Here is a 25,117-nt window from a genome sequence, read left to right as displayed (position 1 = left end):
GATGAGCTTGAGTTGCCAGAGTATGGCGAAGAGGACGCCCTAGCGGATGCCGAACCTTCATCGGACAACGATTTGCCTGGAGATGAAGATTTTGGCTTAGATGCAATGGATCTACCAGAGCTTGAAGAGATCCCATCAGAAAGCAAGGTGAGTGCAGAGCAAATTGCTATGGCTCATCAAGAGTTTGACCAACAAGCCTTCGATGAATTGTTAGCAGAAGACGAAGTGCAGTCGAGTGGATTCTCTTTCGATGGCCCTATTGATAGTGTGACATCGGATAGTGCAGGCATGGATATTGAGGCCATGTTGGAGATGGGTGAAGATTGGAACGGTTTCAGCCTGTCTCCCGAGCAACAAGCTCAGATAAGCGATGATATTCCTGAAGATGAGCAAGCCATTTGGGCACAAGACAACTTGCCCGAGCAAGCTCAGGTGTTGAATGAGAACTGGGGCGATCAACCCGAACTTGAAGAGTTTGACCCAACACAAAGCCAATACCGCACTATTGATGAACTGATGGCCGAGGTTGAATCGGAAGAGCAGCAAGAGGTTAATGACGAACTTAAGCTCGATGTTGGCTTGAATGACTTCCCAGATGTTATTGGTGACATTGGTGATGCAACGGATATTGATGCAAACTCAGAAGCGGCTGGTAAGCTTGATTTAGCCAAAATCTATATTGAAATGAATGACTCACAAGGTGCGATAAAGCTGCTTGAAGAAGCGATTGTTGATGGCAGTGATGATATTCGTCGTGAGGCAAAAAATCTGATTGATGCGATCAACCGAGGTTGAAGCTTCATCAAGTAAACAAAGGGGCGGTTTAGCCCCTTTGTTTTTTGGTATATACTTCCGGCCCCATTTTAGGTCAATCAATCCAGCGAGAACAAGTTGATGAGAATAGCTTTATGTATCGAATACAATGGTACTCAATACTATGGCTGGCAGCGCCAAAAAGAGGTTAAGAGCGTTCAAGAGAAAGTAGAACGCGCGTTAAGCGTTGTCGCGAACCATCCGATTGAAGTTCAGTGTGCCGGACGAACTGATGCCGGTGTACATGGCACAGGTCAAGTGGTGCACTTTGATACCACCGCGACACGTAAAATGGTAGCTTGGACAATGGGCGCTAACGCTAACTTACCTAATGACATCACGGTGCGATGGGCCAAAGAGGTTCCTGAAGAGTTTCATGCTCGGTTCTCTGCGACGGCACGTCGTTATCGTTATATTATATTTAATAGCGCACTGCGTCCTGGGATCCTCTCTTCTGGGGTGAGCCATTATCACGGTGAGCTTGACGAACAGAAAATGCATCAAGCAGGGCAATATTTGCTCGGTGAAAATGATTTTACGTCCTTTCGGGCAACGCACTGTCAATCGCGAAGTCCGTGGCGAAACCTTATCCACCTTGATGTTACTCGTCATGGTCAGTATGTTGTTATTGACATCAAGGCCAACGCTTTCGTTCATCATATGGTGCGCAATATCACTGGTAGCTTGATTTGTGTTGGACGTGGTGAACAACAGCCAGAGTGGATTGAGTGGTTGTTAAAGGCTAAAGACCGTAAATTGGCTGGTGCAACTGCGAAAGCGGAAGGGCTTTACTTAGTGGATGTCGATTATCCTACTGAGTTTGAATTGCCAAGAGTGCCGATTGGGCCACTATTTTTGCCAAACAACCTGAACTAAATCGTGATAAATTGTTCAAATAATCAGAGCTTTAGTGTGTGAGATTTGCAGTCAAAAAATAGGTACAACCAGTTTTTTGTCTACACTTGGCATTTAATATGCTTTAATCCTCACGCGTAAATTCAGAATTTGTATCCTGCGCATTTAGCGCGGGAGTAGATAGAAAAGGTCTTCCATGAGTTGGCTTGAAAAGATTTTAGAAAAAAGCAACATCGTTACTTCTCGTAAAGCGTCTATCCCTGAAGGGGTTTGGACTAAATGTACTTCATGTGAACAGGTGCTTTACCACGCTGAACTTGAGCGTAACCTAGAAGTGTGTCCGAAATGTGACCATCACATGCGAATGAGAGCACGTCGTCGTCTCGAGACTTTCCTTGATGAGGGAAATCGTGTCGAACTTGCTAGTGAGCTTGAGCCACAAGATAAGCTTAAGTTCCGTGATTCGAAAAAGTACAAAGATCGTCTCTCAGCTGCACAGAAAAATAGTGGAGAGAAAGACGCCTTGATCGTAATGAAAGGCGAGCTTCTTAGCCAGCCGATCGTTGCCTGTGCCTTTGAGTTCTCATTTATGGGTGGCTCTATGGGATCGGTAGTCGGCGCTCGATTTGTGCGTGCGGTAGAAGCGGCCATCGAAAACGAGTGTGGTTTGGTTTGTTTCTCGGCCAGTGGCGGCGCGCGTATGCAAGAAGCGCTGATGTCATTGATGCAGATGGCAAAAACCAGTGCAGCACTTGAGCGTTTGTCGGCTAAAGGTCTACCGTTTATCTCGGTAATGACTGACCCAACTATGGGTGGTGTATCGGCAAGTCTGGCAATGCTTGGTGACATCAACATTGGCGAGCCTAAAGCCCTAATCGGTTTTGCTGGTCGTCGTGTTATTGAGCAAACAGTACGTGAAGATCTCCCTGAAGGTTTCCAACGCAGTGAGTTCCTATTGGATCACGGTGCTATCGACATGATCGTTGATCGCCGTGAAATGCGTCAGCGTATTGGTAGCCTAATGGCGAAGATGAACAATAAATCATCACCTTTGGTGGTTTCTGTTAACGATTCACCAAATCAAGCTGCTTATTCTGTACCAGAAGCGGACGAAAAAGGGTAAAGTAACTCACTAACAAGCAACCACAATCAATTGGTTAAAGTTAGATGAGTCAACACCAAATTCCTCAAGCCACATCACCTCTATCGATGTGGCTTGATTATTTAACTAACATCCACACTTCAGCAATCGACCTCGGTCTTGAACGCGTTCAAGCCGTCGCTCAGTCAGCCAACCTGACCAAACCCGCTCCTACTGTTATTACTGTCGCTGGTACCAATGGCAAAGGGTCTACCTGCGCTTTAATGGAGGCGATACTGCTTGATGCAGGGTATTCTGTCGGCGTTTATAGTTCGCCACACCTGATTCGTTATAACGAACGCGTGCGCATCAATGGCCAAGATATGGCCGATGATAAAATCGCCCAATCGTTTGATTTCATTGAGAAACAGCGCGGTGAGATCAGTCTAAGCTTTTTTGAATATGGCACATTGGCCGCCTTGCGCCTGTTCCAAACTGAGAATGTCGATGTCGTGCTGCTCGAAGTTGGCCTTGGCGGGCGTTTAGATGCCACTAATGTTGTCGATCACGATGTTTCGGTTATCACCAGTTTAGCGATTGACCATGTAGATTGGCTCGGTGATGACATTAACGTAATTGGTTTTGAAAAAGCGGGTATCTACCGTAGTGGTAGACCAGCAATTTGTGGTCAGCCTAAAGCTCCCGTGACAGTCGCAGCCCACGCCGACGACATAGGCGCGGAGTTTTATCAAGTCGATATTCAGTACCGCTTTGAGCAAACCAGTGACACGCAGTGGCAATGGACGCATGGCAGCTACTGTTTAGAGCAACTCCCATTGCCTAGTTTACCGTTGCCCAACGCTGCCACGGCGTTAATGGCATTAGCCACGGCGAATCTAGACCTGTCGGATGTTAATATCGTTAATGGCTTAGAGCGAGCTACTTTACCTGGGCGTATGCAGGTGATATCGCAACAGCCAACTGTTTTACTGGATGTGGCGCATAATCCTCATTCTGCCCAATATTTGGTCGAGCGCGTAAAACAGCACTATCCAACTCAAACGATTCACACAGTGGTTGCGATGCTACACGACAAAGATATTGCAGCGACATTGGAAGTTTTAGCGCCGATTGCTGAGCACTGGTATCCGGCCTCCTTGTCTGGTCCACGTGCGGCTAAAGCGCACGAGTTGACCCAACATTTGGCCCATCAAACGCAACAATACGATAACCCTGTCAGTGCTTTTAAAGCAGCGATGACAAACGCGACTAAAGACGATGTCATTCTTGTCGTCGGTTCATTCCACACGGTGGGTGAAGTACTAGAGCATTGGCAGAGCAAAGGAGAGTAAATGGCGAGCAAGTTTCAAAACCGTCTTGTTGGCACCATTATATTGGTTGCTATTGGTGTCATCGTTTTACCTGATCTACTCGATGGTAAAAAGGCGCACTATCAAGAAGAGATAGCAAGTATTCCCCTTAAACCTGAACTTGATAGTGAACTCGAGAGCTTTGAAATTCTCGACCCTGTTGATGATTCACAAAGCCTTCCGCCAACGCCCGTTGAAGTTGTCGAAAATGCTGAATCGAATCAGGCTCAAGATGCGCCGCTGACGGTTGAAATTAAAGCGGTCCCCGAGCGTAATGAATACCAAGAAAGTGGTTGGATTGTACAATTGATGGCGCTCAAAAATGCCGAGAATGCGAAGAACCTAGTTAAGGATCTGCAAAAACGCGGTTATCAAGCCCATACAAAACCAGAAAATGGTTTTACTCGAGTGATCATTGGCCCAGATGTATCAAAGAGTAAACTCGAGCGCCAGATCATTGAGCTAGAAAAAATTACTGGTTCAAAAGGTCAATTGCTCAAATTTAAACCACTAAACCCATAAGAAAACGTTTGCGTCAGCGTTTTTTCTGTTAAAATGCGCGCCAACTTAAGATGTAAGTACAAAATGAATCCGTTAGATATTGTCATTTTAGGTGTGATAGGCCTGTCGGCTTTGATCAGTTTAGTTCGTGGTTTCACTAAAGAAGCCTTGTCACTTGTTATTTGGTTTGGTGCTTTTTTTATCGCCAGCCAGTATTACGCTAAATTAGCGGTCTACTTTACGCGTATTCAAGATGACATGATTCGAAATGGCGCCGCGATTGCAGCCTTGTTTATTGCTACTCTAATTGTAGGGGCTGTGATCAACTACGTCATAGCGCAACTGGTGCAAAAAACGGGTTTGTCTGGAACAGACAGAGTATTGGGTGTGGTCTTTGGTGGCTTACGCGGTGTTTTGATTGTTTCAGCTGCACTCTTTTTCATGGACGCGTTTACAACGTTTCCTGATTCGCAATGGTGGAGAGGTTCGCAATTGGTCCCGGAGTTTAGCCGTGTGATTGCACCTTTCTTTGAACATTTGCAAGCAACATCAAGTTTCTTATCTGGCGCGCTATAACGCGCCAGCTATTGTCGAAAATCGAGGGTTAAGACATGTGTGGTATTGTTGGAGTCGTGGGCACTTCGCCTGTAAACCAGTCTATCTATGATGCGTTGACGGTATTGCAGCACCGTGGCCAAGATGCCGCGGGCATTTGTACCATAGATAGCAATCGTTTTCGTCTGCGTAAGGCGAACGGTTTAGTCAAGGATGTATTTGAAGCGAAGCACATGCAACGCCTTCAAGGTCACGTCGGCATTGGTCATGTACGTTACCCTACTGCGGGTAGCTCAAGTTCTTCTGAAGCCCAGCCTTTCTATGTGAACTCACCATTTGGTATCACGCTTGCACACAACGGTAACTTAACCAATGCCGCTGAGGTTCGCCAAAAACTGTTCGAAAAAGATCGTCGCCACATCAACACGACGTCTGATTCAGAAGTGCTTCTCAATGTCCTTGCGCATGAAATTGATACGGTTAAAGGCAATGTCACTACCGATGATGTATTTCGTGCGGTAACCAATGTTCATCGTACGATTCGTGGTGCCTATGCGGTCACTGCGATGATTATCGGCCATGGCATGGTGGCGTTTCGCGATCCAAATGGTATTCGTCCTCTTTGTCTTGGTAAGCGTGAAATAGATGGAGCAACCGAATATATGGTTGCCTCTGAGTCTGTTGCTTTAGATGCCGTTGGTTTTGATTTCATTCGTGATGTGGCACCTGGTGAAGCTATCTATGCGACCTTTGACGGTCAGCTACATACTAAGCAATGTGCTGATAATCCAAGCCTTAACCCATGTATTTTCGAGTTCGTTTACTTCTCACGTCCAGACTCTTTCATCGATAAAATCTCGGTTTATAGTGCACGTGTTGAAATGGGTAAAAAACTCGGTGAGCGTATTCGTGATGAGTACAGTCACCTTGATATCGACGTTGTTATTCCAATTCCTGAAACTTCATGCGATATCGCGCTGCAGATTGCACAAGCGATCGACAAACCATACCGCCAGGGGTTCGTTAAGAACCGCTATGTCGGTCGTACGTTTATTATGCCGGGTCAACAGCAGCGTAAAAAATCGGTACGCCGCAAACTGAATGCGATTCGATCTGAGTTTAAAGATAAGAATGTATTACTGGTAGATGACTCTATTGTACGCGGTACTACCTCTGAACAAATCATCGAGATGGCACGTGACTCTGGGGCGAAGAAAGTCTTCATGGTGTCAGCCGCGCCGGAAATTCGTTTCCCTAACGTGTATGGTATCGATATGCCAAGTGCTGTCGAGTTGATTGCTCATGGCCGTGACAACGACGCCATCTGTAAGCAGATTGGTGCTGACGAGCTTATCTTCCAGACGTTAGAAGATTTAGTTCAGGCGGTAGGCTGCGGTAATACCGATATTGCGAAGTTCGAAACCTCGGTATTTAATGGCGAGTATGTTACCGGCGACATTGATCAAAACTACCTCGACTTTCTAGAGTCGCTGCGTAGTGATGACGCAAAGGTTCAACGTGAAATACAACAAGATTTAGCCAACCTTGAGCTGCATAACGAAGGCGCTTAAGTGACCAATCGTGAGTAACAATAATAAAAGGGGCGGATGTGAATCCGCCCCTTTTATTTGTTTTTTGGTCGCTTAACTTCTCGACTTGGTCATTTGTGACAGCATAAACATGGCCGTTGCACTCAATACAACCGAAGGCCCTGCTGGGGTGTCATAGTGCCATGACATCGATAAGCCAATCAGAACCGCGATTGCACCAATCAGTGCGGCAAACATCGCCATCTGTTCAGGCGTTCGAGCTAGTCGACGTGCGGTCGCAGCGGGAATGATCAGTAGCGAGGTCATGATCAGTGCGCCAACAAACTTCATGCCGATGGCGATCACTAAGCCAACCAACAGCATTAAAATTAATCGCATTAAATCAATGTTATGCCCTTCAACGGCAGCAAGTTCTTCGTTTACCGTGGTTGATAGAAGCGGGCGCCAGAAGGCAAAAAGTACTAAGCCGACTAAAACCACACCAGAATAGATGTAGATCAGATCGCTTGGTGATACCGCTAACAAGTCACCAAATAAGTAACTCATCAAATCAATACGCACATTATCGAGAAAGCTAACGGCAACAAGTCCGAGTGAAAGTGAGCTATGGGCCAATATGCCAAGTAGGGTATCTGTCGCGACAAGTTGCTGCTTTTGTAACGTGACCAACAAGATAGCTAATGCAAGGCAGCAAACCGTCAGAGCTAGGTATAAGTTAATATTGAGTAGGAAACCAAGTGCTAAGCCCATTAAAGAGGCGTGCGCCAGTGTGTCGCCAAAGTAAGCCATACGGCGCCAGACAACAAATGAACCTAGCGGGCCGGCAATGGCGGCGATACCCAAACCAGCAAAAATTGAAGGCAAGAGAAACTCAATCATGATGATGCCCGTGAGAATGATGTGAACAGTCAGTGGCTTCGCCAGTCACTGGTTGGCCTGCCAAGTCGTGGTGGTGATGATCATGTTGGTGATGATAAAAAGCCAGTGATTGTTGATGATTGTGACCAAACAGAGCAATATAACTCGGATGCTGAGCAATATCTGCGGGGGCACCAGAGCAACAGATATGATGATGGAGACAAACCACATCATCGGTTTTAGCCATCACTAGGTGTAGGTCGTGTGACACCATGAATACCGCGCAATTGAAGCGATGACGAATGGTATCGATCAGATCATACAAGTCGATTTGCCCCTGTACATCGACCCCTTGAGCAGGTTCATCAAGGACAAGCAGATCGGGACGTTGCAAAAGTGCACGCGAAAGAAGTACACGTTGAGTCTCTCCACCTGACAGTGAATGCATATTGCTATGGGCTAAGTGCTCTGCGCCGACGAGTTTGAGCGCATCGTTGATTTCCTGACGGCTGTATTTCCCTGCCAGCTGTAAAAATCGGTCAACGTTAAGCGGTAGAGAGTCGTTCAGTTTAAGCTTTTGCGGAACGTAACCTATCTTTAACCCTTTTGTTTTTGTCACTTGACCACTAAATTGACGTTGCAGTCCCAGTAGAACTTTGACTAAGGTCGACTTTCCAGCACCATTCGGGCCAATCAAGGTGGTAATTTCACCACGGTTTAGACGTAAGCTGACGTTATCAAGCACTTTACGTTGGTCGAAGTGAACGCAGATATCATTTAGTTCGACTAGAGTCGACATGAATGGAACTCATTTGCAATTGTTTATTGTTATAATGTAACATTTGTTCCTCACTTAAACCAGTCAGTAGTCCTTCGTCATGAAACAATTTTTCTCGGCGTGTGCCATTTTTTTGGCCACGATAAGTACCGCCCAAGCCGCTACGGTGTTAACCAGTATTAAACCCATTCAGTTGATTGCGACTGAAATCGCTAAGGGTATTAATACACCTGATGTGCTGTTGTCCTCAAATACTTCACCACATGATTACGCATTACGCCCGTCTGATGTCAAACGCATCCATTCTGCAGACTTGGTCATATGGTATGGACAAGATCTTGAACCGTTTTTGGGTAAAATCCTTGATGGGCGAGCAAAGGTACTGACATTAAGCCAGATTCCAGATTTAGCCCTACGTGAATATGTGCAGGGTAACCACAGCCATGAGGGCCATGATCACGGAAGTTATGATTCGCATTTTTGGCTTGGTTATCTACCGACAAAACAAGTCGCGCAAGCTATTGCGCTGGCTATGGCTGATGCAGACCCTCAACATCGCTCGCAATACCTGACCAATTTAGCCTCATTTAACCGTCAGCTAGAACAGCAGCATCAAGCTATCAAGCAGCAACTCGCGCCAATAAAAGCCCGTGGTTACTATGTTTTCCATGACGCATATGGTTATTTCGAGCAAGATTATGGCCTCAACCATCTTGGTTACTTCACCATTAGCCCAGACCGAAAACCAGGGGCTAAAACATTGATTTCGATTCGCAAAGCGCTCTCTGGTAATGACGTTTACTGCTTGTTCACTGAGCCTCAGTTTACACCTGCTGTTGTCCAGTCTGTTACTCGAGGTAGCGACACCAATATCGGCGTATTGGATCCTATTGGGAGTGATATTGAAGTAAAACCAGGTGGTTATTTTACGTTTAAACAGCAATTGGCAGATAGCTTTAGCCACTGTTTGAGTTCTGACTGATTGACGACCAAAGATAGCTTTACTTTCTCGGTTGATTCACTATCTGTGAAGCTACCGAGAAAGTCGGCACTAATTGCTTCACATCACTTGTTAATCGACTTATTTCTTAGGTAATTTATCGTCACAAAATAACACTAAGCTACTTTGTTACCTTTGGTCGCGCTATCATCGCCCTTTGGTTGTAGCCCAGGACGGAAATAAGTGAAGAAACTATTGCTGATACTCTACATGTTGCTATTTAGTGTAGAGGTTCAGGCATTGAATACCTCGCCCAAAGTTTTTTATCCCCTCCCCAGTTTGGCAGAGGGAAAAGTCTTTGCGGCTAAAAACTTGTTTCGTGCCGATGGCGGCGGCATCTGGTTGCAGGATGTACGTAATCAAGTGCTGTTTTTTGATGGCCAGCATATCATGCCGGAGTGGGGGTCAGCCCTTGAGCACGAAGCAGAGCAGATCGCCTTTGCTGATAATGCTTTTTGGACCTTTTTTCAAAACGAACTCTATCGAACGGTACCTAATCAGGAAAAGCAGCTGGTTTTAAACCTGACTCCTGGAACGGAAATCCTTTCTATTGGCGCCTCACAACGCTTTATTTGGCTCTCCGATCAGCACAATTTTTATACCTATCTTATTGATACTGGTGAACTAACCCAATACTCACTCACTGAGCTCTATCAATATAATCAGTCTGCGAAAATTACGATAAACGATGCCAAACTTGTCCATTCAAAGTGGGTGCTAGCGACCAATTCTGGCGTGTTTCTTTCTCAGCAGCAGACGTTTAAACATGTCACTAGCTCTGGCAGTCATTACGCCGAGACACTCTATTTTTCTTCAGCGCGCAATGAACTGGTGGTAGGAAGCTTAAATGGTGCGCTGGTATTCGATATTTATAACCCACATAAACCAGTCAAGCGTATTTCCAATAACCATGTATTGAGTATTACTGAAACCGAACAAGAGTATTGGATTGGTACCGAGAAAGGCTTGTTCATCTATACCTTTAGTCGCGATGAAACTCGTCAATTTGATCAAGGTTTTTGGGCTGGAAATAAACTCACTGGTGAGAAAATCTATGCGTTGCTCAATGATCATCGTGGTGGGATATGGATAGCCACGGATCGGGGAGTACGCTATTTCTCGACCTTTTCACGTCACTTTGTACGCTATGCATACTTGCCCAGCAGTTATGGTCGAAATAGTGAAGTGGCGATAAAACTGCAAAGCGCCTCGACGCAAGACGGCTATTGGATGTTGACCAATCGTGGCATCTATCGTCTTGGGGCCACTGACCTTGAACCTAGAAAATTAGTTTACCAAGGTAAAGTGAATGACTTTGAGCAGCGTGACGGGGTTTTATGGCTCGCCACCGGGCAGGGTATTGTCGGTATTGATGCCATTACCGGAGAGAGGGTCGACACTGATTTACCTAAAACACTACAACAGAGCGATGTGCGCTTTATTGAGTTCGATGAGCAGAATCTATTGTGGGGAGCAAGCAATAACCAGTTATGGAGCTATCACCTGACGAGTAGACAATACACCTCATTTGGCTCGGAGTGGATGATCGACCAATACTTACCTGCGCAATTGACGCATATGTTTGTCACCCATCAAGGCTATCTGACGCTGGGAACTGAACACGGTATCTACCTATTGCGTGATGGTGAGGTACGATTTGTCGGAGAAAGTGTGACCTATGGTGAGGTGATTGATATTGAACAGATCTCGGAGAGTGAGTTGTGGGTTGTCGGTCGTTATGGTGCTTATAGGTTCGACATCGACAGCCAGCAGACTCAACCGCTAACTATGGTGGATGGGCATGTTACCCCCAAGTGTTTACTAAAGAACGAGACGGGAGTGTGGTTAACCTCGTCGAGTGGGTTATCTAGATACTCAGACTCAGGGAGACTTGAAGGTCATTACGGCGAACCTCTAGGCCTGATTAACAATGAGTTTATTTCAGCGCTGTGTAGCTACAGTAGTGGCAGTAAAGAGGCATTATTGTTGGGTGCCCGCAACACATTCGTCGAAATTGATACCCGCCAACTTAGTGACAGCGTGCTGCCAAAAGCCGAAGTTATCTTTAGTCAAATTAAACAAAATCAACAGTTGTATTCACTCGGTAACACTGTTCAATCTCCGTTGGAAATAAGCTATGGAGAGTCGTTATTTTTCCAATTTGGTATTGTACCGAGTTCAAGTAATCTCGATCTTGAGTACCGACTCGTTCGTGATGAAACATGGACGATGCTTGATGGGGCAACACTCTCGATTGAGCACTTAAAGCCTGGTCGTTACACCCTCGAAGTGCGCGCACTGCGCAATGGGATTGAACAGAGTGACATTAAGCATTTTGATTTTACGGTTAATGAGCCATGGTATACGTCATCTTATGCTGGGTTGATGTATGTGTTACTCACGATGGTCATTGTTTCTGCCATCGCCTTTTGGCGTTCACGTATTATGGCTAAGTCAAATCGTGATTTGCGAGCACAAGTGGCACTGAAAACCAATCAGCTTCGCCATCAAAGCCGTGTTCTGGTCGATAACAATCAACAGTTACGTAAACAACTGCAGGTGCGAGGCTTAATTTATATCGAGTCTATCCATGCGTTGCGTGACAAGTTGTTGAATCAAACTGATAGACAAGAGATCAGTCAAGCTGCGGTAGACTACTTAGTGAAACAACTTGATCTGTTGGTCAACATACGTTCGACTAATGGTCAGGCGTTACCTGTGTATAATCTCAGTTTGATCGTTCAATCGGTACTGCGTGGCTGGCAAAAAGAGCTCGATAGAGCGGGCGTCCATGTCGATATAGAAGTGAGTGATGGCTTCTATATCAGTCTTAAAGTCTTCAACCTTGATGAGATGTTTAATCTTATCTTCGATGGTATCGTCAAGCGTTGCTATCGCAACCAAACTGTTGTGATACAGTTGAACCGAAGAGATGATTGGGTCACGTTTTCTATGCTCGACCAAGGCGCCGCACCCGAGCAAAGCGAGTCAACCAATACCTACGGCTTAGTGGACTTGGTGGCGCAAAGCGGCGGTAAAATCTATAGCCACTCTTCAGCAGAACGCAACTTGCTTGAGTTATCTTGGCCAACCAGCGAAGTATTTGAAGAGAAATCGACGGCCACTACACAGCAGGATGTGCCAAAAGATAGCCGACTGCAGCACGACCCGTGGTTAGACAAATTGGTCGACTTGGTTGAAAAGCAGTACACGGACCCTGAGTTCAGTACTTCCGTTGCAGCTAAAATGCTCTACATCTCAGAACGCAGTCTGCAACGTCGGGTCAAGTCGGCTTTTGATAAAACCTTTACTGAACACCTCAACGATACGCGTTTAGATCACGCTTGCCGCAGATTATTAGCTGGCGGTAAGGTTTCGGATGTCGCATTTGAGTGCGGGTTTAATGATCCTTCTTACTTTAGCCAACGTTTCAAGCATCGGTTTGGAATGTCACCCACACAGTTTGTCGAGCAACAAGATGATGTTTAATGCGTGAGTTAGTGTGGTTAGTGGAATTAATCGAAAAGTAGGAGAGAGAAGAAAAAAAATTTCGTGGTACAGCCGGGGGGACCATACCACGGGTGCCAATGACACCTTCGCTTGCTGCCGGAGTGGTGCTGTTTGCACCACCTCTGGAATTTAAATGTTGTTGCCTTAAGGTTGTAGCCTCTCGACGGGATTAACTATAATCGGACTTGCTTTTTTTATTTATAAAATTAACGCCAAGTTAGTATAAGAAAAACGACATCATTTTAAGTTTCTGATTTTTAATGTTTTATTTCTATATTTCTCTTCATCAATATCACTCCAAGTAAAGAAACCACCTAGATTAGCGTGTCTTTGACGTAATTAACGGAGATTTTTTTGACGTTTTTTACCCTTCTATACCTGCAAACATTGATTTCAGACAAGATTATTCGCTAGGTATATCGCTATTATTGCAATCAATAATAGAAATACTTCTCATTTATATCTAAATGGCTTGTTTATGAAACTATCACAGCTACAGCAAGGGCAAAAAGCGACGATCATTGGCTTTGAACAACTGTCAAATGATGTCAGAAAGAAATTGATGGTAATGGGCTTATTGCCACAAACGCCAGTGAGATTAGTCCGTCGGGCTCCAATGGGAGATCCGCTTCAAGTTGAAGTACGTGGTATTTCACTTGCAGTACGCACCAATATCGCCGATTCAATTGTTGTGGAGATGAGCTGATGCAATATTCAATTTTAACCGTAGGTAACCCGAATAGTGGTAAAACGACCCTATTTAACGGTTTAACGGGCGCTAAGCAACAAGTGGGGAACTGGGCGGGGGTTACGGTCGAGAAAAAAACCGGGCGTTATACTCATGCGGGAGACGAATTTTCATTGACGGATCTGCCGGGTATCTATGCTCTCGATAGTGGTAATGATGGCAATAGTATCGATGAATCGATCGCATCACGCGCGGTATTAACGCATCCGGCCGACCTGATTATTAACGTTGTCGACGCGACTTGCTTAGAACGCAGCCTGTATATGACATTGCAACTGCGTGAGCTTGGACGACCAATGATGGTGGTTTTAAATAAGATGGATGCGCTCAAGCGCGAGCGTCAAAGCATCGATGTTAAAGCGCTAGAAAAAGCCTTGGGCTGTCCAGTGGTGGCGATTTCAGCCAACAACAAGTCACAAGTGGCGTATTTTAAAGAGCGTTTGCATAAAGCGCTTGTTCTTGGTGTGGCCTTGGACGAATTGCAGCTCGACTATGGTCACGAGTTTGAATCCGCCATCGCACAAGTGGAAACGAGTTTTGATCAGCCGACGCAAGTGGCGCAGCGCGCATTAGCAATTCGAGCGTTGGAAAACGATTTATTGGTTTTAAATCGCTTGACCCAGCCACAACGTGAAACGATTCAAGCGACCCAAAATCGAGTAGGGCTTGATATCGACCTGTTGGTGGCCGATGTTAAATACACTTTTTTGCATCAGTTATGTCAACGTGTACGTCGGTCACAAGGTAAGTTGAGTCATAGCTTTACCGAAAAAGTCGATAATGTCATCCTTAACAAATGGGTTGGCGTTCCCTTCTTTTTTATTGTTATGTACTGCATGTTCATGTTTTCAATCAATATTGGTAGTGCATTTATCGATTTCTTCGATATTGGTGTCGGGGCCATTTTGGTTGATGGCGGTCATTATCTACTCGATGACCATTTGCCTGTTTGGTTAGTTACGCTGATTGCTAACGGTGTAGGCGGCGGTGTTCAAACGGTCGCAACCTTTATTCCTGTGATTGCTTGTCTGTACCTATTTTTAGCGGTATTGGAAAGTTCAGGTTACATGTCGCGCGCGGCTTTCGTTCTCGACAAAGTGATGCAAAAGATTGGTTTACCTGGTAAAGCATTTGTGCCGTTGGTTCTTGGGTTTGGTTGTAATGTGCCATCTATTATGGCGACGCGAACTCTAGATCAAGAGCGTGAGCGTAAACTTGCCGCTTCTATGGCGCCCTTTATGTCGTGTGGTGCACGTTTACCTGTTTATGCTTTATTCGCTGCGGCTTTCTTTCCACAAAGTGGTCAAAATATCGTATTTGCTTTGTATTTATTGGGTATTGCCGCCGCGGTATTTACCGGGTTTGTACTGAAGAAAACCTTGTATCCGGGTTCAAGTGATAGCTTAGTGATGGAAATGCCGGATTATGAGCTACCAACTCTGCGTAATGTCGTACTCAAAACCTGGCAAAAACTTAAGCGGTTCGTTCTTGGTGCGGGTAAAACCATAGTTGTGGTTGTTACTATCTTGAGTTTTTTAAACTCAGTAGGTACCGATGGTAGCTTCGGTAATGAAGACAGCGAGAATTCTGTCTTATCCAAAGCATCGCAAATGGTCACACCTGTGTTTGCTCCTATGGGGATTAAAGAAGACAACTGGCCTGCTACGGTTGGTATCATTACTGGTATTTTTGCCAAAGAGGCGGTAGTGGGCACACTAAATAGCCTGTACGCACCTAGTGAAGGTGAAGCAGAAGAATATGATTTACTGGCAAGTCTAGAACAAGCTGTGATGTCAATTCCTGACAACTTAGCCAATCTAAGCTACTCCGATCCGCTCGGGATTGAAGTTGGCGATCTTTCTGATAGTCAAACCGTGGCAGCGGAACAAGATGTCGACAGTTCGATCTTTGGCAATCTTAAAGGTTACTTCGCTTCAAGCAGTGCCGCATTCGCTTATCTGATTTTTATCTTACTCTACACACCGTGTGTCGCAGCAATGGGAGCCTATGTGCGCGAGTTTGGTTCGACTTATGCCAGATTTATTGCTCTTTGGACGATGGGCTTAGCGTATGGTGGAGCGACCCTGTTCTATCAGGTCACCCACTTTATGGACCATCCGCTCTCAAGTGTTGGTTGGATTGTGGCGATTGTCGCTATTGGGCTGATAACTTACCGCATGCTTAAATCTCGTGGTGCTCGTCAGTCTGAGCTGATAGAGGTTGCTGCACTATGATTCTTGCTCAATTGAAAGCGTATCTGGATCAACACGCGAGTGTCAGCCGAAAAGAGCTAGCGAAACAGTTTCACCTTAGTGAAGATGGAGTTGATGCGATGCTTTCGGTATGGATCAGAAAGGGGCGAATTTCTCGTTTGGTCGATACCAATGAGAAACAGAAAGTGATTAGGGTGCGCTACACTTGTATTGATAGCAATGCGATCTCGTTGACCGTCACCATGTAATAAGGATTAAAAAGCCGCTCTTGATGAGCGGTTTTGTTTAACTGGGAGTAAACAGAGAACTGAGTGACAGAACATTGCGAATACGAGTCTGCAGCTGTGCTTGTTCTTGCTCGTTACGCTGTTCACCACGAGTGTTGCCCCACACTGGGCCAGGCCAGGCGATGTCGTCCTTAAAGCGTGCAATATGATGGATATGCAGTTGTGGCACCATATTACCTAGTGCGCCAAGGTTCAACTTATCAGGACGAAACGTTGCTTCAAGCGCTTGGCTAACCGCTTGTGACTCGTACAAAAATTGCTGCTGCTCTTGCATTGGCAGGTGATGTAACTCTTTGAGCTGTTCACGCTTAGGTACCAGTATTACCCAAGGCACGGCATTGTCTTTGTGCAGCAGAGCAACACAAAGCGGGAAGTGCCCGATCACGGTCGTATCTTGCGCGAGTTGAGGGTGAAGTTCAAAGCTCATGATAGTGTTCCAATTAGAGAGTAATGTGGAGAGTATACGTCAAATAAAACAAAAGGTTGACGCTCTCACGCCAACCTCTTAATTTATCTCGAATCTCGAATTACTTACATACGTTCAAGGGTTTCAATACCCAGTAGCGATAGACCTTGTTTAATGGTTTTCGCTGTGAGTGCTGCAAGCTTCAAACGACTTAGTTTGATTGACTCGTCTTCGCTGCTCAAAATAGGGCATGCTTCGTAGAAGCTTGAGAACTGACCTGCAAGCTCAAACAGGTAGCTACACATAATATGTGGCTGACCTTCGCGTGCAACAGACTGTACGGCCTCTTCGAACTGAAGCAATTTAGCAATCAAGGCCTTTTCTTTCTCTTCAGTTACTTTGATGCCGCCTTGCAGATCATCCATCGCGATGCCAGCTTTAGCGAAAATAGACGCAACACGAGTGTAAGCATACTGCATGTATGGTGCTGTGTTGCCCTCAAAAGCAAGCATGTTGTCCCAGTCGAAAACATAGTCGGTAGTACGGTGCTTAGAAAGGTCGGCATATTTAACCGCAGCCATTGCAACAGTGGTCGCAATGTTGGTTTTTTCATCGGCATCCAGTTGTGGGTTCTTCGACTCGATCAGTTTGATAGCGCGCTCTTGCGCTTCGTCTAACAAATCAGCCAAGCGAACCGTGCCGCCTGCGCGAGTTTTAAATGGACGACCATCTTTACCTAGCATCATACCAAACGCGTGGTGCTCTAAAGTCACTTCTTCAGGCACATAACCTGCTTTACGAACGATGCTCCAAGCTTGCATTAGATGCTGATGTTGGCGAGAGTCGATGAAGTACAGTACGCGATCCGCGCCTAACGTTTCGTAACGGTATTTGGCACACGCGATATCTGTGGTGGTGTATAGGTAGCCACCGTCACGTTTTTGGATGATAACGCCCATTGGCTCACCATCTTTGTTCTTGTACTCTTCAAGGAAGACGACTTGAGCACCATCGTCTTCTTGAGCGATGCCTTTCTCTTTTAGATCCGCAACAATACCCGGCAGCATATCGTTGTACATGCTTTCGCCCATGACGTCATCGCGAGTTAGAGAGACATTGAGACGGTCGTAGTTGCGTTGGTTTTGGATCATCGTCACGTCAACCAGCTTCTTCCACATATCTGCGCAGTACTGATCACCACTTTGAAGTTTAACCACATAGCTACGTGCTTTTGCCGCGAACTCTTGATCTTCATCGTAAAGTGTTTTCGATTCACGGTAGAAAGCCTCAAGGTCTGAAAGCTCCATTGAAACTTCGCCTGACTCTTGCTGAACACGTTCAAGGTTGGCAATTAACATACCAAACTGAGTACCCCAGTCACCGATGTGGTTGGCACGAATCACTTTGTGGCCTAAAAACTCAAGTGTACGGACAACCGCATCACCGATGATGGTTGAGCGTAAGTGGCCAACGTGCATCTCTTTCGCAACGTTAGGTGCCGAGTAGTCTGCGACGATGGTTTGTTGCTCAGCCGCACTCACCCCTAAACGGGCATCTTGCAGTGCCACTTCGGCTTGTTTTGCTAAGAATTCTTCACTAAGAAAAATATTGATGAAGCCAGGACCTGCAATTTCTGTTTTGCTTGCGATTCCATCAAGGTCAAGAACATCCAGTACTTTTTGGGCAAACTCACGTGGGTTAGTACCTAGTTTTTTCGCAACGCCCATCACACCGTTGGCTTGGTAGTCACCAAACTGTGGTTTTGCTGATTGGCGAACAGCAGCAGGGCTGCCTGCAGGTGCGCCAGCGGCTTCTAAAGCCTGAGATACTTTGTCATTAATAAGTGCTTGGATATTCACACGCGGTTCCTTCAATTCTTGGGAATTGGCTAGGTGTGCATTCTGATTTACTCAGGCTCTTACAGGGATAAGTGCTGAATATTATCCACGGAGTGGAATCAATGCATACCTGGATTTAGTTGATAAATTTGGCGCACATAATAGCAATTTTATCGGCGCGCACATAGGGAGTTAACTGGGAAATTTTCTACTTTTACTAGCGATCTTGATACTATTGCGGAGAAATCAACATTTTGGATAGATAAAAATGTCTCAACAGCTGATAAATGCTCAACTAATGCCAGATCAAATGATCGCTAATCTCGATGACTTTATGCATAAAATTCAAAGTCTAAGCGAGATTTTGGATATTAATCTTACTGACTTTCAAGCCGATCATATCGCGTTGCGAATCAATGATGTCGAATTGGCGAAACAAGCGCATCATCAATGGCAAAAGCAAGCTAAAGTGATTTCACAAGCACAAATCAATGGCCGTCCGATTATCGTACTGTTGTTTGACTGTCCGCTCAAAGCTGGTGGATGGACGATTGAGTGCTTAGAGCTACCTTATCCAGCTGCAGGTAAACACTACCCAGTGCAGGGCTGGGAGCACGTAGAATTTGTTGTACCTTCGCCGGCTCAGGCCGCGCAAGATTACCTAACCGACCTGATCTCGCGTTTTCCTTCTTTGGGTAAGCGCTGGGACAAACTCTCTGCCTTGGGCGTAAAGACCAAGCTCTCGAGTCCGAAAGGCGAAGGAGAGCGCTTGAATAACCCGACTGTTGCGTTTAAGTATCAGGGGGTTTGTATCAAGCTCCATCCTTATTCATTAAAACGTATTGTTGAGTCTGAGCAATCAGCCTAACTCGATATCTTTAGGTCTCAATTGAAACTCTTCAATTGAGCCTATCTCTTGGCCAAGGTCGAGTGGCTGTGACTCGTGATGAGCATTACCTTGAGCATGCATGATCAGTCGATTGGCCATTCTGGGCTTAAGCTCGTTAACCACAAAACGAATCATATCGGTGCGGGTGAGCTTTTTCAGTTCGGCGAGTACCACTTCTTTTTGGTTAAATTCACTGTCCTTATTGCCAATGGCAACCCAAAGGCGCTGAGCACGTCCGCGTAAGGTGCTATCTGGCGTAGCGATTTGATTCCATAGTCCACGTTTACTGCTGTGCCATTGGTACTCATTGAGCTCAAGTAGCACCATATAGAAGGCGTTGAGAAACTCATCAATCGATCGAATCAGGTCGACCGGCGCGGCATTGGGAGATTGAACATACAGAACAATACCAGGGTGACGATTGAGCGGTAGGTTACCAGTACCGACCATGTAGCCGAGTTGTTGTTTGGTGCGTATTTCATGAAAAAACGTTGCGGACATTAAATGGTTCGCGAGCGAATAAAGTGCGATGTTGCGTGCGCTGGAATCGTCACATTGGTAGTAAACTAAGATTGCAGAGTCTTCTTGGTCACATAACACTTCGCGTTGGAAAGTCCCACTTTTGCCAAGCATGATTAGCGGACGTAATGCCTCTTCATATTGCTGATCTTTGACACGCAAAGCATTTTTGACTGTATTGCCTAGTGACAGCGCATCCGCTTTGGTCCAATCACCATAAACAAACATTTCGACATGCAGCTCAGCCAAAATGCTATCAACGAAACTGGCGAGTTCATTGACCTCAATCGACTCTAACGCATCTAACAACACAGAGTAGGGGGGATTGTTGGGCTGTAAAACTCCCGTTAGTGCATTGAATAGTTGGGAGATGGGCCTGTCTTGTGCTGAATTTCGCCAGTTTCGCAGCAATTGCTGTTTAATGGTGCTAAAGCGTTGTTGGCTAAAATCTCGTTGAGCAAAACGGTCGAGAATCAGCTTCATCAGTTCCGGTTGCTGTTGACTAAAGCCGGAAAGAGTAAGCGTAACTCCGCCTTGATGGGCATACATGTTATAGCCCATACCCGCGATTTCGGCTTGATAAGTACTGGTGGCTAAGCTGTCTAAAAACATCTCTACACACAGGCGTGTTTTGACGATATTGCGCGGATTAGCAACGGCGTGAGGGCTATCAATCGCAACATAGATCACCCCCTTGGGGACACGAAATTCAGTATCTTGTAGGTGCCATAATTTGAATCCCGGTAACTCTTCAAGTACTTGCGGTGTGTCGTGAGGTATCTCTAGCTCTTTCGGGTCGAGATCGTAGCAAATAAATGGATTTGTCTCCGGCAGAGCAAAGGGCAAAGAGCTAGGTTGACGGAACCGTTCGATTTGCTCGGATGAAAAAGGCGTCACAGAGTAAGGCGTGAAGTACCACTTTGCGGTGCGATCGTATTGATAGCCATGGGCGATCAGCGTGGTGCGCAGATTTTCCGGAGTAAAATAGCCTAACAATGACTTAAGCAATGCTTCGTCGTAATGTGTCATCATAAAATCACCGTAGATGACGTCACTTTCCTCGTAGTGCTGCATGTTAATCACCAAGTGGCTAACCATATCGAGTGGTCTAGCGGGCTCTTGAAAGCGAAATGCAGATTCAAGCACCGCTTGCTTTTCAAGGTAGCGCCACTCATCAAGCCCATGCTGTTGAATGAGTGCAATATAGCTAAAAATGGCTTGCGTAATGTCGTCTATATGTTCGAGCCCAACCGGAGTCAGGGCGCAACTAATAGTAAATTCACGATAGTTACTGCCACTGGTGCCACCACCGGCCGACAGTGACGTAATCCAATCTTGGTCTTTCAGTGCCAACATCAAACTACCTTCGCCCTCGTAACCGAGCAGATGAGCAAAGTATGAAAGCGGTTTTGAGCGATAGTGTTCATCCATGCTTGGCATTGGAAAGGTGAGGATTAACTTGCGAATCTCTTTGACTGGTTCAACATTGACCATGATCGACGTCGAGTTTTTATCACAATAAGGCGTTAAAACCGACTTTCCTGCTAACTGATGATTAGGGATAGCCGAGAACATGTCGTGGCACCAGTTTTCCATCTCATCAAGACTGTGCGCACCGGCTAAAGAGAGCGTCATTAAGTCGGCTGAGTATTTCTGGTAGTGAAACTCGACAATCTCTTCGCGTATTGACTCGCCGTTTCTGTCTCCGAGGGTTTGTAAATTTCCCACGGAAAACTTGCTGAACGGGTGGGCTGGATTAATTAATTCTTTGTGGACTTGATACAGACGTCGAGAATCATCACTAAGCTTGAGTTTGTATTCCGACTCGACCGCTTGGCGTTCTTTGTCAAGCGCTTCTGGATTAAACAGCGGTGCGGTAAAAAATTGGCTAAAGCGGTCTAAGCTCTGCTCAAAGACATTGGGTGCAACGTCAAAAAAGAAACAGGTGTGTTCTGTTCCGGTCCAAGCATTATTACCGCCACCATGTTGATTTATATAGCTTTGAAATTCACCCACTTTCGGGTATTTTTCTGTGCCTAAAAACAACATGTGCTCTAAATAGTGTGCCATACCTTCACGATCGTCAGGGTCATCAAAATGACCGACATTGACCGCTAAAGCGGCTGCAGACTTCTGTGCACTTGGGTCGTGAATTAACAACACCCTGACACCGTTACTAAGCGTGAGGTATCGATACTGGTTGGTGTCATTAGGGCTGATATGCACGCTTGAGTACTCCAAAAATGATCATAAATAAACGCTTGGATCAAAGCCTACTCGCAAGTAGAAAGGCACAAGCGCAAGTGGTTGGGATTATAGATAATAAAGTAATTATGACTCGGATAACGCTGACTGCAAACTATCTGTTTGAGAAATATGAGCAAAACATAGATCAGCGCCAATCTAAGTTGTGCATCAAAGAGTGTTAAGAAAGTCTGAGTCTTTCACTTGAGAGTTGATATAATTATTGATAGTTCAAGATAAAGTGCGGTTGTCAAAGTGACGACCGAAGTTTGAAACTGCATTGACGTCATTACAAACATAATAAACCGCTGCTGACGAAAAGCGGGATAGTATCAGGAATACACCATGAATATTTTCATCATGCGCCATGGGGAAGCCGAGCATTTTGCGCAAAGTGATGCCGATCGAGCATTAACAGACCATGGTCAAAGTGCGTCACTGGCGGTGGCGCGCGCTTGTGCAGAGAAAGGGTTTGCGAAATTCGACAAAGTGCTGGTTAGCCCTTATGTTCGAGCGCAGCAAACTTGGAAAGCCATCTCACAATACTTTGCTGCTGATCAAGTAGAGATATGTGATGACATTACGCCATATGGAGAAGCAGGCCAAGTCGCCGAATATGTATCGGCATTGGTCGATGTGCACCATTATCAAAATCTACTCATTGTTTCGCACCTACCATTGGTCGGCTATCTGACGGCTGAGTTCGTCATTGATATGGTGCCACCGATGTTCCCAACGTCGGGGCTGATTTGTATCGATTACTCCTCGCAAACACGAGCCGGAGAAGTGCGGTTTAATATCCACCCTTAAAAAGTGTTGGCATACTTCAGGTGTGCCATTTTTTTGCCATTAATACTAAATCATATAGCGGCTTCGTAAGCATGGCGTTGACCATGACTCTTCTTGCCTCTAGATAGCCATAAAATTGACATTGTGGCTGGACTGGATATTGCATGTGCCTGACAAGTCATTCTTTTTACCCAATATTGTAGCTGCTCAACGATGAAGTTTACTCTGCCGTTTGCACATAAATTACCGCCGATCCCGCAACGCGCGATGCCAGCGATTGGCGCACCTATTATGGTGCTGTCGACGTTGGCGATGGTCATTTTGCCCATCCCGCCGTTTTTGCTCGACTTGTTTTTCACCTTCAACATTGCGCTGTCAATGGTGGTGTTACTGGTAACGGTTTATACACGACGTCCACTAGATTTCGCGGCGTTCCCTACCGTACTGTTGATTGCGACTTTGTTACGCTTGGCATTGAACGTTGCTTCAACGCGTGTGGTTCTACTCTATGGTCATGAAGGCGCGAATGCTGCAGGTAGCGTAATTGAAGCTTTCGGTAGCGTGGTGATTGGTGGTAATTACGCCGTCGGTTTAGTGGTGTTCCTCATCTTGATGATCATCAACTTTATGGTAGTGACCAAAGGTGCAGGGCGTATTTCTGAAGTGAGTGCGCGCTTTACCCTCGACGCTTTACCTGGTAAGCAAATGGCGATTGATGCCGACTTGAATGCCGGCCTCATTGATCAAGACCAAGCACGTACCCGCCGTCAGGAAGTGACCAAAGAAGCGGACTTCTACGGTTCAATGGACGGTGCGTCGAAATTTGTTAAAGGCGATGCTATCGCCGGTATTTTGATTCTCTTTATCAACATCATCGGTGGTCTTTCCATCGGTATGGTTCAGTACGATCTTGGTTTTGGTGAAGCCGTCGAAATCTACACCTTGCTAACCATAGGTGATGGCTTGGTCGCACAAATTCCTTCGCTGTTGCTTTCGATTGGTGCGGCGATCATGGTCACGCGTCAAAACACAGATGAAGATATGGGACAGCAGGTGGTGTTCCAACTGTTTGATAACCCGAAAGCATTGATGATCACTGCGGTGATTCTTGGTGTGATGGGTATTGTTCCTGGAATGCCTCACTTCGCTTTTCTACTGCTGGCTGCTATCGCCGCGGGCTGTGCGTATATGATTCAGCGTAAGCAGAAAAAAGCGGCTGAGAAACCGAATTTACCCGCCAACACAGATCAAGACTCACCGACACCGAAAGAGCTTTCTTGGGATGATGTCCAACCCGTTGATATTGTTGGCTTAGAAGTGGGCTATCGTTTGATTCCTTTGGTCGATAAAGATCAAGGGGGCGAATTGCTAGAAAGGGTTAAAGGGGTACGGAAAAAGCTCTCACAAGACTTTGGCTTTCTAATCCCTGCCGTACACATTCGCGACAATTTAGAATTAACGCCAAATAGCTACCGAATTACTCTGATGGGAGTCGCGGTGGGCGAAGCAGAAATCCGTCCAGATATGGAGTTAGCGATTAACCCCGGTCAGGTCTATGGTCTGATCGAAGGTGAGCCAACAATAGATCCCGCCTTTGGCTTGGAAGCGGTATGGATTCGTGAAGAGCAGCGCGAGCACGCACAAGCATTGGGGTACACAGTGGTGGATTCATCGACAGTACTGGCGACCCATTTGAGTCAACTACTGACCAACAACGCCTCACAGCTGATTGGGCACGAAGAGGTGCAGAACCTGATTGAAATGCTCGGCCGTAGCACTCCGAAGTTGGTGGAGAGTTTTGTCCCTGAGCAATTGCAGTTAGGTGTGGTGGTTAAAGTCTTGCAGAACTTACTCAATGAAGCCGTGCCTATTCGAGATATTCGCACCATTGTTCAAACCTTGTCCGAATACTCAAGTAAGAGTCAAGAACCTGACATTTTGACTGCTGCAGTTCGTATTTCACTGAAACGATTAATTGTTCAGGAAATCAATGGGATAGAGCCAGAACTACCAGTTATCACCCTAATTCCTGAGCTGGAACAAATATTGCATCAAACTATGCAAGCTTCTGGTGGCGAATCCGCGGGAATTGAACCTGGTTTAGCAGAGCGACTTCAATCGTCGTTAAGTCATGCAACGCAAGAGCAAGAGCTCAAAGGCGAACCCGCGGTTCTGTTGACATCCGGTGTGTTACGTTCAACGTTGGCTAAATTTGTTAAGAATACGATTCCTTCGCTAAGAGTTCTCTCTTACCAAGAAATCCCTGACGAGAAACAAATTCGCATTGTTCAAGCTGTCGGCAACTAGTTCTAA

The 25,117-nt window shown here is 45.9% G+C and carries 20 protein-coding genes; 15 read left to right on the top strand and 5 right to left on the bottom strand.

What is annotated here, in order from left to right:
• The 7 genes from BS19_RS17380 to purF all read left to right on the top strand — a co-directional run.
• A partial coding sequence (locus tag BS19_RS17380) for a FimV C-terminal domain-containing protein (RefSeq protein WP_038177253.1) occupies nucleotides 1–795 on the top strand: 795 nt, incomplete at its 5' end.
• Nucleotides 796–894: 99 nt separating this feature from the next.
• Nucleotides 895–1,689, top strand: coding sequence for a tRNA pseudouridine(38-40) synthase TruA (truA, locus tag BS19_RS17375; protein ID WP_038177055.1), 795 nt, complete (start codon nucleotides 895–897; stop codon nucleotides 1,687–1,689).
• A 175-nt stretch (nucleotides 1,690–1,864) separates the two neighbouring features.
• Nucleotides 1,865–2,791 carry an acetyl-CoA carboxylase, carboxyltransferase subunit beta gene (accD, locus tag BS19_RS17370; protein WP_038177053.1) on the top strand — a complete coding sequence of 309 codons (927 nt, stop codon included), beginning with the start codon at nucleotides 1,865–1,867 and terminating at the stop codon, nucleotides 2,789–2,791.
• A 44-nt stretch (nucleotides 2,792–2,835) separates the two neighbouring features.
• Nucleotides 2,836–4,101 (top strand): bifunctional tetrahydrofolate synthase/dihydrofolate synthase, encoded by a 1,266-nt coding sequence (gene folC, locus BS19_RS17365; RefSeq protein WP_038177052.1) that lies wholly within the window; start codon nucleotides 2,836–2,838, stop codon nucleotides 4,099–4,101.
• Nucleotides 4,102–4,641 carry an SPOR domain-containing protein gene (locus tag BS19_RS17360; protein ID WP_038177051.1) on the top strand — a complete coding sequence of 180 codons (540 nt, stop codon included), beginning with the start codon at nucleotides 4,102–4,104 and terminating at the stop codon, nucleotides 4,639–4,641.
• A 63-nt stretch (nucleotides 4,642–4,704) separates the two neighbouring features.
• Nucleotides 4,705–5,196 carry a CvpA family protein gene (locus tag BS19_RS17355; protein ID WP_038177049.1) on the top strand — a complete coding sequence of 164 codons (492 nt, stop codon included), beginning with the start codon at nucleotides 4,705–4,707 and terminating at the stop codon, nucleotides 5,194–5,196.
• A gap of 35 nt (nucleotides 5,197–5,231) precedes the next feature.
• On the top strand, nucleotides 5,232–6,746 hold the full coding sequence (purF, locus tag BS19_RS17350; protein ID WP_038177046.1) for an amidophosphoribosyltransferase: 1,515 nt from the start codon (nucleotides 5,232–5,234) through the stop codon (nucleotides 6,744–6,746).
• A 72-nt stretch (nucleotides 6,747–6,818) separates the two neighbouring features.
• Here purF and znuB read toward each other — a convergent pair whose 3' ends face one another.
• Together znuB and znuC are read right to left on the bottom strand one after the other, a co-directional pair.
• Entirely contained in the window at nucleotides 6,819–7,604 is a 786-nt protein-coding gene (znuB, locus tag BS19_RS17345) for a zinc ABC transporter permease subunit ZnuB (RefSeq protein WP_038177045.1), read from the bottom strand.
• The gene (znuC, locus tag BS19_RS17340; protein WP_038177044.1) at nucleotides 7,597–8,382 is read right to left on the bottom strand and encodes a zinc ABC transporter ATP-binding protein ZnuC; all 786 of its coding nucleotides are present in this window, start codon (nucleotides 8,380–8,382) and stop codon (nucleotides 7,597–7,599) included. The genes znuB and znuC overlap by 8 nt, the downstream gene beginning before the upstream one ends.
• Before the next feature lie 79 nt (nucleotides 8,383–8,461).
• Here znuC and znuA point away from each other — a divergent pair, with 79 nt between their 5' ends.
• The 5 genes from znuA to BS19_RS17315 all read left to right on the top strand — a co-directional run bounded on the left by znuA (nucleotide 8,462) and on the right by BS19_RS17315 (nucleotide 16,080).
• Nucleotides 8,462–9,343 (top strand): zinc ABC transporter substrate-binding protein ZnuA, encoded by an 882-nt coding sequence (znuA, locus tag BS19_RS17335; RefSeq protein WP_038177042.1) that lies wholly within the window; start codon nucleotides 8,462–8,464, stop codon nucleotides 9,341–9,343.
• A gap of 201 nt (nucleotides 9,344–9,544) precedes the next feature.
• Nucleotides 9,545–12,850, top strand: a complete 3,306-nt coding sequence (locus BS19_RS17330) for a helix-turn-helix domain-containing protein (protein WP_038177041.1) — start codon at nucleotides 9,545–9,547, stop codon at nucleotides 12,848–12,850.
• Nucleotides 12,851–13,349: 499 nt separating this feature from the next.
• The gene (locus BS19_RS17325; protein WP_038177039.1) at nucleotides 13,350–13,577 is read left to right on the top strand and encodes a FeoA family protein; all 228 of its coding nucleotides are present in this window, start codon (nucleotides 13,350–13,352) and stop codon (nucleotides 13,575–13,577) included.
• Nucleotides 13,577–15,853 (top strand): Fe(2+) transporter permease subunit FeoB, encoded by a 2,277-nt coding sequence (gene feoB, locus BS19_RS17320; RefSeq protein ID WP_038177037.1) that lies wholly within the window; start codon nucleotides 13,577–13,579, stop codon nucleotides 15,851–15,853. The genes BS19_RS17325 and feoB overlap by 1 nt, the downstream gene beginning before the upstream one ends.
• Nucleotides 15,850–16,080, top strand: coding sequence for a FeoC-like transcriptional regulator (locus BS19_RS17315; RefSeq protein WP_038177036.1), 231 nt, complete (start codon nucleotides 15,850–15,852; stop codon nucleotides 16,078–16,080). Before feoB ends, BS19_RS17315 begins: the two co-directional genes overlap by 4 nt.
• A 37-nt stretch (nucleotides 16,081–16,117) precedes the next feature.
• On the opposite strand, the gene BS19_RS17310 is transcribed toward BS19_RS17315, so the two are convergent.
• Nucleotides 16,118–16,546 (bottom strand): HIT family protein, encoded by a 429-nt coding sequence (locus BS19_RS17310; RefSeq protein WP_038177034.1) that lies wholly within the window; start codon nucleotides 16,544–16,546, stop codon nucleotides 16,118–16,120.
• Between the two features lie 104 nt (nucleotides 16,547–16,650).
• Nucleotides 16,651–18,384 carry an arginine--tRNA ligase gene (gene argS, locus BS19_RS17305; protein ID WP_038177033.1) on the bottom strand — a complete coding sequence of 578 codons (1,734 nt, stop codon included), beginning with the start codon at nucleotides 18,382–18,384 and terminating at the stop codon, nucleotides 16,651–16,653.
• Between the two features lie 247 nt (nucleotides 18,385–18,631).
• On the opposite strand from argS, the gene BS19_RS17300 reads away from it, so the two are divergent.
• Nucleotides 18,632–19,231 (top strand): VOC family protein, encoded by a 600-nt coding sequence (locus BS19_RS17300; protein ID WP_038177032.1) that lies wholly within the window; start codon nucleotides 18,632–18,634, stop codon nucleotides 19,229–19,231.
• On the opposite strand, the gene BS19_RS17295 is transcribed toward BS19_RS17300, so the two are convergent.
• A complete protein-coding gene (locus tag BS19_RS17295) occupies nucleotides 19,223–21,997 on the bottom strand; it encodes an insulinase family protein (RefSeq protein WP_038177030.1) in 2,775 nt (924 codons plus the stop codon). The two genes, BS19_RS17300 and BS19_RS17295, sit on opposite strands and share 9 nt — an antisense overlap.
• A gap of 363 nt (nucleotides 21,998–22,360) precedes the next feature.
• On the opposite strand from BS19_RS17295, the gene sixA reads away from it, so the two are divergent.
• The gene (sixA, locus tag BS19_RS17285) at nucleotides 22,361–22,825 is read left to right on the top strand and encodes a phosphohistidine phosphatase SixA (protein ID WP_038177027.1); all 465 of its coding nucleotides are present in this window, start codon (nucleotides 22,361–22,363) and stop codon (nucleotides 22,823–22,825) included.
• A gap of 192 nt (nucleotides 22,826–23,017) precedes the next feature.
• The gene (gene flhA, locus BS19_RS17280; protein WP_038177026.1) at nucleotides 23,018–25,111 is read left to right on the top strand and encodes a flagellar biosynthesis protein FlhA; all 2,094 of its coding nucleotides are present in this window, start codon (nucleotides 23,018–23,020) and stop codon (nucleotides 25,109–25,111) included.
• Nucleotides 25,112–25,117: the final 6 nt, after the last annotated feature.

The sequence above is a fragment of the Vibrio pacinii DSM 19139 genome (assembly GCF_000711795.1).
Lineage (GTDB): Bacteria > Pseudomonadota > Gammaproteobacteria > Enterobacterales > Vibrionaceae > Vibrio > Vibrio pacinii.
This window is presented reverse-complemented; position numbering and strand designations above follow the sequence as displayed.

Bases quoted from the DNA above. Each gene is read 5' to 3' on its own strand.
- znuA (WP_038177042.1), top strand. From the start codon at position 8,462: ATGAAACAATTTTTCTCGGCGTGTGCCATTTTTTTGGCCACGATAAGT.
- znuC (WP_038177044.1), bottom strand. From the start codon at position 8,382: ATGTCGACTCTAGTCGAACTAAATGATATCTGCGTTCACTTCGACCAA.
- BS19_RS17360 (WP_038177051.1), top strand. From the start codon at position 4,102: ATGGCGAGCAAGTTTCAAAACCGTCTTGTTGGCACCATTATATTGGTT.
- purF (WP_038177046.1), top strand. From the start codon at position 5,232: ATGTGTGGTATTGTTGGAGTCGTGGGCACTTCGCCTGTAAACCAGTCT.
- BS19_RS17315 (WP_038177036.1), top strand. From the start codon at position 15,850: ATGATTCTTGCTCAATTGAAAGCGTATCTGGATCAACACGCGAGTGTC.
- BS19_RS17310 (WP_038177034.1), bottom strand. From the start codon at position 16,546: ATGAGCTTTGAACTTCACCCTCAACTCGCGCAAGATACGACCGTGATC.
- BS19_RS17300 (WP_038177032.1), top strand. From the start codon at position 18,632: ATGTCTCAACAGCTGATAAATGCTCAACTAATGCCAGATCAAATGATC.
- znuB (WP_038177045.1), bottom strand. From the start codon at position 7,604: ATGATTGAGTTTCTCTTGCCTTCAATTTTTGCTGGTTTGGGTATCGCC.
- accD (WP_038177053.1), top strand. From the start codon at position 1,865: ATGAGTTGGCTTGAAAAGATTTTAGAAAAAAGCAACATCGTTACTTCT.
- BS19_RS17325 (WP_038177039.1), top strand. From the start codon at position 13,350: ATGAAACTATCACAGCTACAGCAAGGGCAAAAAGCGACGATCATTGGC.
- flhA (WP_038177026.1), top strand. From the start codon at position 23,018: ATGAAGTTTACTCTGCCGTTTGCACATAAATTACCGCCGATCCCGCAA.
- feoB (WP_038177037.1), top strand. From the start codon at position 13,577: ATGCAATATTCAATTTTAACCGTAGGTAACCCGAATAGTGGTAAAACG.
- sixA (WP_038177027.1), top strand. From the start codon at position 22,361: ATGAATATTTTCATCATGCGCCATGGGGAAGCCGAGCATTTTGCGCAA.
- truA (WP_038177055.1), top strand. From the start codon at position 895: ATGAGAATAGCTTTATGTATCGAATACAATGGTACTCAATACTATGGC.
- BS19_RS17355 (WP_038177049.1), top strand. From the start codon at position 4,705: ATGAATCCGTTAGATATTGTCATTTTAGGTGTGATAGGCCTGTCGGCT.
- folC (WP_038177052.1), top strand. From the start codon at position 2,836: ATGAGTCAACACCAAATTCCTCAAGCCACATCACCTCTATCGATGTGG.